Here is a 7,205-nt window from a genome sequence, read left to right as displayed (position 1 = left end):
GTACGGCGGGGGCGGGCGGTCGGTCGTCGGCGATGAGGTCGAGCACCGTGTTGACGTGCTCGTCGAAGGAGAGTGCGGAGGTGTTCGAGGTCGGGGACACGATGGCTCCTGGAAGCGGCTGGGTTCGCCGTAGGGAGAAGGTCATGTGTGGGCGGCGCCGACGGGGACGAGCAGTCCGGTGCCGGGATGCTGCTGGTAGTCGCTGATCGCGATGCCTGCGGGACCGCCGGCGAGATCGGCGGGCGCCAGGTCGGGCAGCGACCGTTCGTGGAGTTCCGGCTGCAGGACGGCCTGGCCGGGGCCATGCTGCGGGTCGTGTTTGGCCGGGTGGGGACCGGGAGCGGTGCCGTGGCGAGCGATGGCTCCCGGGAGCCACTCGTCCTGGGTCTCGTGGAACTTCTTGGCCCGGGGCGTGCCGATGCCGATGGCGGCCGCGCACTTGTTGATCCCCCAGTCGAGTCGGCCGTCGGGGCGTCGTGGGATGAGGCGGACGAAGGCTTCCATGACCTGTTCGTCGCTCTGCACCCGCGTTCCGTCCTTGACGGGGCTCGCGTAAGCCGGTGCGCTGCCGGAGCCGGTCCTGTTCTGGCAGCGTGCCGTCTCCAGCTCACCGGCGGGACCCATACCGGCTTCGGCCTGGTCCTTCTCCGCGCTGTGGGGGGTGGTGTGCTGGTCGGTATGGGGGGTGCCGGTATGGGTTGGAACGGGGGCCTGCGTGCCGATGAGGGTGCTGAGGACGGCTTCGAACGCGGTGCCGGTGCGCAGGTTCATACCGGCCAGCTCGGCCTGGCGGACGCGCAGTTGCAGTCTGGCGACGACCTGTTCCAGAACGGTTCGCTCGGCTCACCGGGCCCGTTCGCTGGCGTTCTGGGCCCGGGCGTCGGCTCGTGCTTCGAGGAGGCGGTATGCCCATCGGGTCGTTCTGCCGGCCCGCTTGCCAGCCTCTTGGACACGGCGGAGCCGGTACAGGCGGCCGGCGGCACGGGAGACGCGGACCTCCGCGGTGGCCTCGTCCTGGCCGAGGTCTTGGCGCGCGGCCAGGACCAGGGCGACGCGGACGGCCTCGGCAGGGTGAAGGAGACGGACCAGAGCCAGTCGTCGGTCTGGGCGGCCCGGCTTGGACCGGGCGGCGCGGCGTTCCTCTAGGGAGCCGAGCTCCCACAGGACCGCGGCGAGCACCGGCCACACCGCGCGGACCGCGGCCCCAACAAGGGAGGCGGCTTCGGTGGCGGAGAAGCAGGCGCTGGTTCCAGCGAGGATCCAGAACAGCGCGCCGGACAGTCCGGGTCCCTCGCCGGTGCGGGCGCGGCGGCGGGCGCGGCGACCGCAGACGAGCGTGGCGATGTCGAGGGCGACGAACGGCAGGAGATCGAACGGATCGTTCAGTGCCATCTCGCGATGGCCGACACGTCGCAGGCCGGTCGCCGACAGCGAGGCGGCGGCCGCGGCGACCAGCATGGTGAGCTGGTCTTCCAGTCGGCGCCCGCGGCGTTCGGCTGCGGCGGCGCGTTCCTGTTCGCCGAGGGCAGCTTGGGCGGCGCGGTGGCGGCGCAGGGTGAGGGTGGGGCCGAGCGCGAGTACGGCGGCGCCGGCGATGAACTGCCAACCGGTCAGCAGGTGAGCCAGAGGCGGGCCGGTGCGGGGAAGGATGTCGTCGAGGTTCACGGGGTGTCCTTGGCGGCTGCGGCGCCGGCGGCCTGGGCGGCACGTGCCAGCAGCATCTGGTGCTCCAGGGCGATGGGATCGGGGTCCTCGGTGACCCACTGGCGGAAGGCGTCCCGCTCCGCGGTGGCCTGGCCCCACAGGGTCAACAGCAGTACGGCCAGCGCCGCGGCCTCGGGCTGGGGTGCGGCTTCGGCGGTTGGGACCGGGACGAGCAGGAGGCGCACGTCGTCGCGTCGGGCCAGGTGGGCCACCAGGGCGCGCTGGGACGCGCGCGCACGAGCCAGGTCTCGACGGGCTCGGCGGGCCTCGTGGCGAGCGTGGGCGGCGGTGCGCAGCAACTGCTGGACGGTGTGGCGTGTCAGAAGTCGGATCTTCATGCCGCCTGCGTCCAGCCGGTGTTGCCGCGGTGGGCGGCCACCAGGTCGTCGCGACGCCGGACGGCCGCCTGGACCGCGGCGTTGTTCGCCTCCCGCCGGGTCCGGGGGATGGAGTTGCCCATGTACTGGGCGGCCAGGCTCTGGACGTCCAGCGCAGCTTGAATCCGCGCGCTCCGGGCCCGCTGGATACGGGTGTCCTCGGCCCGTGCGGCGAGCAGGCGGTCGTGCTCGGCCGCCAGGCGGACCCGGAGCCTGTCCTCGGTCAAGCCGCCGCGGACCCCGTGGGCGTCCTCCTGCCGGAGGGCGAGCTCGGCGCAGGCGGCGCGGACCGGGCACCGGGCGCAGTTGGCCCGGGTGGTCGCCGCGCGCCGCCGGCGCCAGTCGTCTTCCGACTCGGCGTCGCCGCGGTAGAAGTCGTCGACGTCGGCAGCGCTGCAGACGGAGAGCCTGAGGGCTCGGCGCAGCTGGGGGGCGCGCAGCTCGCGGGCGACGAGGTTGCCGTCGCGGCCGGCGAGGTAGCCGCCGGCGGCGAGCGCGTCGACCGGGTCGGCCTGGGCGAGGAACCGAGCGATGCGGGTTTCCTCGGCTCGATCATCCGATGCGGGCCGTTGGGCGGTGGCGGGCGGGCTGCCTGCCATGATGCTGGTCATGCGTCGTCATCTCCTGCGAAGGCTTGAGAGGGAGGGGACGGCGCGATCCCGACGGCCTCCGGGGGTGGAGCCCTGGAGGCCGTCCTTCCGTGAGACCGGCGCCGACGGGTGTGGGGGCACGCAGCTGTTCAGCGGCCGCCGCAGTTCGGGTCGTTCGGGACGACGGACATGGCGCCGTACTTGTCGTTGTTGTGGAAGAGCACGTAGATGCCGTCCGCGCCGTGGCACTTCGCGCCGACGTTGGAGAAGCCGTCGGACATCTCGATGATGTCCATCGGTTTCTTGTCGATCTGGCCGGACTTGGGCGCGTCCATGTAGGGCTGCTCGGCCTTGGTGCCGGTCTTGCTGCACGCGCTGGTCCCCAGGGCGATGGAGATGGCGACGGCAACGGCGACGGAGGTGCGGCGGGCGTCCATGCGAGTTCTCCTTGATCCCACCTGAATCAACTGACTTGCTTCAGATGAGTCATAGAATGCACGCGACCGCCGATCACGTCAAGGGAGTCGAGGAGCACATGGGAGAAGAGCGCTGGCGGGTACGGCAAGATGTGCCCATGCCGACCCCAGCCCCTTACGAGCGCACCGCCGCCGCCCTGCGCCGGGACATCCTCGGCGGCACCTTCGCCGCCGGAGAGTTCCTCCCGGGCCAGCGCGAGCTCGCAGAGCGGTACGGCGTCGCCTACAACACCGTGGCCCAGGCCCTGAAGGTGCTCGCCGCAGAGGGCTTGGTGGAGGTCATTCCGCGCAAGGGGAGCGTGGTGCTCGCGCCCGCCCCGCCGCTCGAGATCACCTGGGACCGCGACGCGCACGTACGGCCAACGGTCGGGGGCGGCAGCGCCGACGAGTTGCACGTCGAGACCCTGCAAGCTCCGGAGCACGTCAGCCACGCGCTCGACCTGGAGGCCGGCGCGCAGGTCTTGGCACGGCGTACCGCGCTGTCACACTCCGGTGCGCCATGGGCGGCGCAGACCTTGTTCATCCCGCGGTGGGTCGCCGACGAGGTACGGGTGCTCGGCGTCGCGACGCCGGTCGACGAGGCCGGAGCGCTGGCCGAGCGGGGCCTTGGCGAAACCGGATTCCTCGGTCGCTGGTCGGCCCGGTCGGCCCTCCCGGACGAGGAGCGGCTGTTGCGGTCGGCGCCCGCGCCGGTGCACGTCGTCGAGCGGACCGCGCTGCACGGGCAGCGCCCGGTCGTGTTCGCGGTCACAGCCGTGCGCACCGACAGGGTGTTCATGTCAAGAGCGGGCGGGTCTGGGATATTTGACCCTGAAGAGCCCGGTTCTTGAAGAAGGCTCGACTTGCCAGCCCTCAATCAGCTGTCCACTAACAGGACCGTTGAGGATAGAGTGAACTCCGACTGATTTCGATCAGTCCGTGAACACCTACGCCCTGTCAGCGGCGCGATCGGCGCGCGATCGCCGGTCCCGAGCCTTCTGCCGGGGCGGTCGAGGATCGAGTACGGGGGGTCTTTCGGCGCATGGCGCATCGTCGTTTCTGCAACCGTGCGCGAACACGCCATGAGCCCGCTGCCCATACGCCTCCGGCGTCTGCTGCGCAGCTGGGCGAGGCGTGGGGCCGACGGCCCGGGCACCCCTCGGAGGGGGCGGAGATGTCGTAGCTGATACCCAGGGCGGGCGCCTCTGACGAGGCCACTCCTCGCCCGTTCATCTGTCGGCCTCGGGAGTTTGCGGCTCCCTGACCGGCTCGTCACCGCCCAGCGGGAGTTTGCGGCTCCCCTTGAGCGAGGGCCAGACCTGACGGCCTGGCGTCACTGCCTACCAGCAGCTTGCCCCCCGGAGGGGGGCCAGTCCCTCCTCCGGTGCGTCTTTGCGGGATCGCCGGAGCGGAACGGAGTACATCTTGCAGTACCACACGGCCTCTTGTCAGCTTGGGCTGCTGCCGACGCCCCCAATTTCGGCCTCGTGTCACCCATCTGTGACCCGTTGGGCCCCCGGCGGCGGCCTGTCGGACCCACGACCGCCCGCAGTTGGCCGCGCCCACCGGTCCGGCGGGCGCTGCCCCGTCCGCGAGGGTTCCCGCCGCCCGTGACCGGCTGCGGACAAGAGGGCTACGCCCGCTCGAAGTACCCCCTTGTCCTCCTGGTCACAGGGCTGCGGCTGCCTTCCGCGCTCCGTCGCGTCTCTTCACGCACCCGCCCTTGTGGATGGCCGGCCGGAAAAGTCCCGACCGCGTGTCACACGACTCGGCTCACGCGCACCTGTATGGGCTGACACCCGCAGGCGACCGCGTCGAAGGAACGCACCCTCACTGACAAGCCAGCAGCTCGCCGGCGATCCGCCGGGCTGCCGAGACCCAGCGCAACGGACCCGGCTCACGGGGCCGTTGTGCCAGGAGAAGTGTGCCCAGCGCAGCCCTGCCCAGTAACACCGCGACCACGCGTGCGTTCGTCCCGCCGCCCCGGCCCGACCTCGTCGCGTTGCCGGGCGGCCTCGTAGCCGACGCCTCGGCCACGGCTCCCCTGCAATTGGGACGGCGTATGCGTCAGCGGCTCCGCGCCGCGGTCCACGCGCTGCTCGCCCCCCATCTCTCCGACACCGCCCGGCTGCTGCGCATCGTCACCGCGGCGAAGGCCCGGCATGCCGACGGCTGCGTCACCACGACCCGCGTCCCCGAACTCGCGCGGTGGCTGGGGGTCGGCTGTTCCACGGTCGACAAGGCCCTCGCCGAACTGCGCGGCGCAGGAGCGATGAAAACCTGCGAGCAGCGGGTCCGCGGTGTGGTCGTCGGTCTGACGTGCACGGTGCCCGGACTCACTGCGGCGTCGGTGGCGGGCAGGGACCCGCTCGCCCTGACCCGGGCCGAGCTGGCGACCCTGCTGCGCTTGGTGGAGAAGCTGTTCGCTCCGGGCTGGTTGCACCGGGACGGAAGCCGTACGCCTGCCGGACTGCTCGCCGAGCGAACCGGGCGCGGAGCCGCGACCGATCGGCTGGCCCTGCTGCTGATCGTGCTCGATGCCCGGCCCAGCGGACGGGTGCGGCTGTGCGGCGGAGCTGTCGACACCCGCGTCGGACGCCCGGCAACGACCGTGGCGCGTCTGCTCGGGGCGAGCGCGTATCAGGGGGCGCGGATCCTGGCCCGGCTTCAGCACGCCGGCGTTGTCGTGCTTGAGCGTCGGTCCACCGGGTCCGGATTGGCGGGGCGAGGGGAGATCCGCATCCCGGCGGTCGCAGCCGCGCACAGGTCACCGGCGAGTCCTCCGCACGAGGCCCGTCCCCAGATTGCAGACCACGCTGCTGCGGCAGACAGCGATCAGCGCGCCGAACTCGACAAAGAGCACCAGGTCACACCGGATGCGGTTGTCGAGAGCGAGGAGATCCCAGAGCGCGACGCTGCGGCAGACCTCCACACCCACCACGCCCAGGTGGTTGCTCAAAGAGGTATGGGTGCTGGTGAGTTCTTGGTCTCCGGCGAAGCCGCGTACGGGGTGCCCACCGATGCCGGTGGCGCGCGCGGGGGCGCGACGACCGCTTCGCCTGATCGTCATCAGGCCGAGGCGGGAGCGGACGGGGCCGGGCCCGACGCGCTTCGCGCGGAGAAGGAACTTCTCAGCCCCCACGACGCAAAGGCCGAAGGACCCCTCACAAACCGGCCGGGTGCGGACACGATCGGCCTGCGCAGGCGGCAGCGGATCGCGCTGCGACCGGTACGTCGGCTCGTGGATTCCCTGCCGCCGGGCCAGCGTGCCGTGGCACTTCGCGCGGTGGACGTCGTTCTGCGCAACGTCTCACCCGAGGACCTGGCGGAGCGCCTGAACGCCCGGTTCGCCCTGATGAGCCTGGAGGGACCGGCCGATGACCGGGGGGTGATCCGCGACCCGCTCGCCTGGCTGTTGTCCCAACTGCCGACCATCACGCTGTGCGGAACGTGCGGCGTCCACACCACCACGGGCGCCCCGTCGGCGCACACCGCCAGGTGCGACTGGTGCACCTCAGCCATGTCCGTCAGGGAGGCCGGGATGCGCGCCTGCCCGTGCTGCGGGCGGTCCGCCTACCTCGGGCAGAGCGGGCAGTGCGGTCAGTGCGACCACCGCCAGGACCTCGACGCATCGCAGAACCGGGCAGCCGCCGCGGCCGCCGTCCGCTGCCCGGGCAACCCACAGGCCGTCGATCAGGCCAGGCGCGAGGTGTCCGAGGCGGCGCGCACGGCAGCCCGGGACGCCGCCCGGCGCGGCGCCGGCCCGCTGGTGCAGGACCTCGCCGCCCGCCTTGCGGCCCACCAGACGGCTTCAACCTGGGCCAGCGCCCCCGTCCCCGACGGCCCGGGCGCGGGGCGGTTGCCAGAAGATCAGGGCCAGGACCAGGGGGCCGGTCCAATCCGGTGGGCGTGTGCAAATTCCGGATGCTCGCGCCAGAGCACTGCCGCTGCCCCCGCATCGCGCCTGTGCTCCACCTGCGACCGCCGGCGGCAGCTCCGCAGGGTCCGTGAAGCCCGCCACCTACGTTTCGCCGAGGCTGGCACAGCCACCTGACCCGCGTCCGCGCACCGCGTGCGCG

7 protein-coding genes are annotated in these 7,205 nt (G+C 72.1%); 2 read left to right on the top strand and 5 right to left on the bottom strand.

Translation table 11 applies throughout. The features are described from left to right. Positions 1-141 precede the first annotated feature (141 nt). The 5 genes from AC13HU_RS27580 to AC13HU_RS27560 all read right to left on the bottom strand — a co-directional run bounded on the left by AC13HU_RS27580 (position 142) and on the right by AC13HU_RS27560 (position 3,108). Positions 142-771 (bottom strand): hypothetical protein, encoded by a 630-nt coding sequence (locus tag AC13HU_RS27580; protein WP_483044663.1) that lies wholly within the window; start codon positions 769-771, stop codon positions 142-144. Positions 772-843: 72 nt separating this feature from the next. After that, complete coding sequence (locus AC13HU_RS27575; protein WP_483044662.1) at positions 844-1,665, bottom strand: hypothetical protein; 822 nt, start codon at positions 1,663-1,665, stop codon at positions 844-846. Continuing rightward, complete coding sequence (locus AC13HU_RS27570) at positions 1,662-2,042, bottom strand: hypothetical protein (protein WP_483044661.1); 381 nt, start codon at positions 2,040-2,042, stop codon at positions 1,662-1,664. The genes AC13HU_RS27575 and AC13HU_RS27570 overlap by 4 nt, the downstream gene beginning before the upstream one ends. Further along, the gene (locus AC13HU_RS27565) at positions 2,039-2,692 is read right to left on the bottom strand and encodes a WhiB family transcriptional regulator (RefSeq protein WP_483044660.1); all 654 of its coding nucleotides are present in this window, start codon (positions 2,690-2,692) and stop codon (positions 2,039-2,041) included. The genes AC13HU_RS27570 and AC13HU_RS27565 overlap by 4 nt, the downstream gene beginning before the upstream one ends. Before the next feature lie 128 nt (positions 2,693-2,820). Next, positions 2,821-3,108, bottom strand: coding sequence for a hypothetical protein (locus AC13HU_RS27560; RefSeq protein ID WP_483044659.1), 288 nt, complete (start codon positions 3,106-3,108; stop codon positions 2,821-2,823). 137 nt (positions 3,109-3,245) lie between these two features. Here AC13HU_RS27560 and AC13HU_RS27555 point away from each other — a divergent pair, with 137 nt between their 5' ends. Next, the gene (locus AC13HU_RS27555; RefSeq protein WP_483044658.1) at positions 3,246-3,977 is read left to right on the top strand and encodes a GntR family transcriptional regulator; all 732 of its coding nucleotides are present in this window, start codon (positions 3,246-3,248) and stop codon (positions 3,975-3,977) included. 1,211 nt (positions 3,978-5,188) lie between these two features. Continuing rightward, positions 5,189-7,180 carry a hypothetical protein gene (locus tag AC13HU_RS27550; protein WP_483044657.1) on the top strand — a complete coding sequence of 664 codons (1,992 nt, stop codon included), beginning with the start codon at positions 5,189-5,191 and terminating at the stop codon, positions 7,178-7,180. The last annotated feature ends 25 nt before the right edge of the window (positions 7,181-7,205 follow it).

The organism is Streptomyces sp. NH27, from assembly GCF_056859195.1.
Note: the sequence above shows the minus strand (reverse complement) of the source record. Positions and strands in the feature narration are given on the sequence as shown.

Coding starts and splice junctions, on each gene's coding strand:
- AC13HU_RS27580 (WP_483044663.1), bottom strand. CDS start 771: ATGAACCTGCGCACCGGCACCGCGTTCGAAGCCGTCCTCAGCACCCTC.
- AC13HU_RS27570 (WP_483044661.1), bottom strand. CDS start 2,042: ATGAAGATCCGACTTCTGACACGCCACACCGTCCAGCAGTTGCTGCGC.
- AC13HU_RS27565 (WP_483044660.1), bottom strand. CDS start 2,692: ATGACCAGCATCATGGCAGGCAGCCCGCCCGCCACCGCCCAACGGCCC.
- AC13HU_RS27560 (WP_483044659.1), bottom strand. CDS start 3,108: ATGGACGCCCGCCGCACCTCCGTCGCCGTTGCCGTCGCCATCTCCATC.
- AC13HU_RS27555 (WP_483044658.1), top strand. CDS start 3,246: ATGCCGACCCCAGCCCCTTACGAGCGCACCGCCGCCGCCCTGCGCCGG.
- AC13HU_RS27550 (WP_483044657.1), top strand. CDS start 5,189: ATGCGTCAGCGGCTCCGCGCCGCGGTCCACGCGCTGCTCGCCCCCCAT.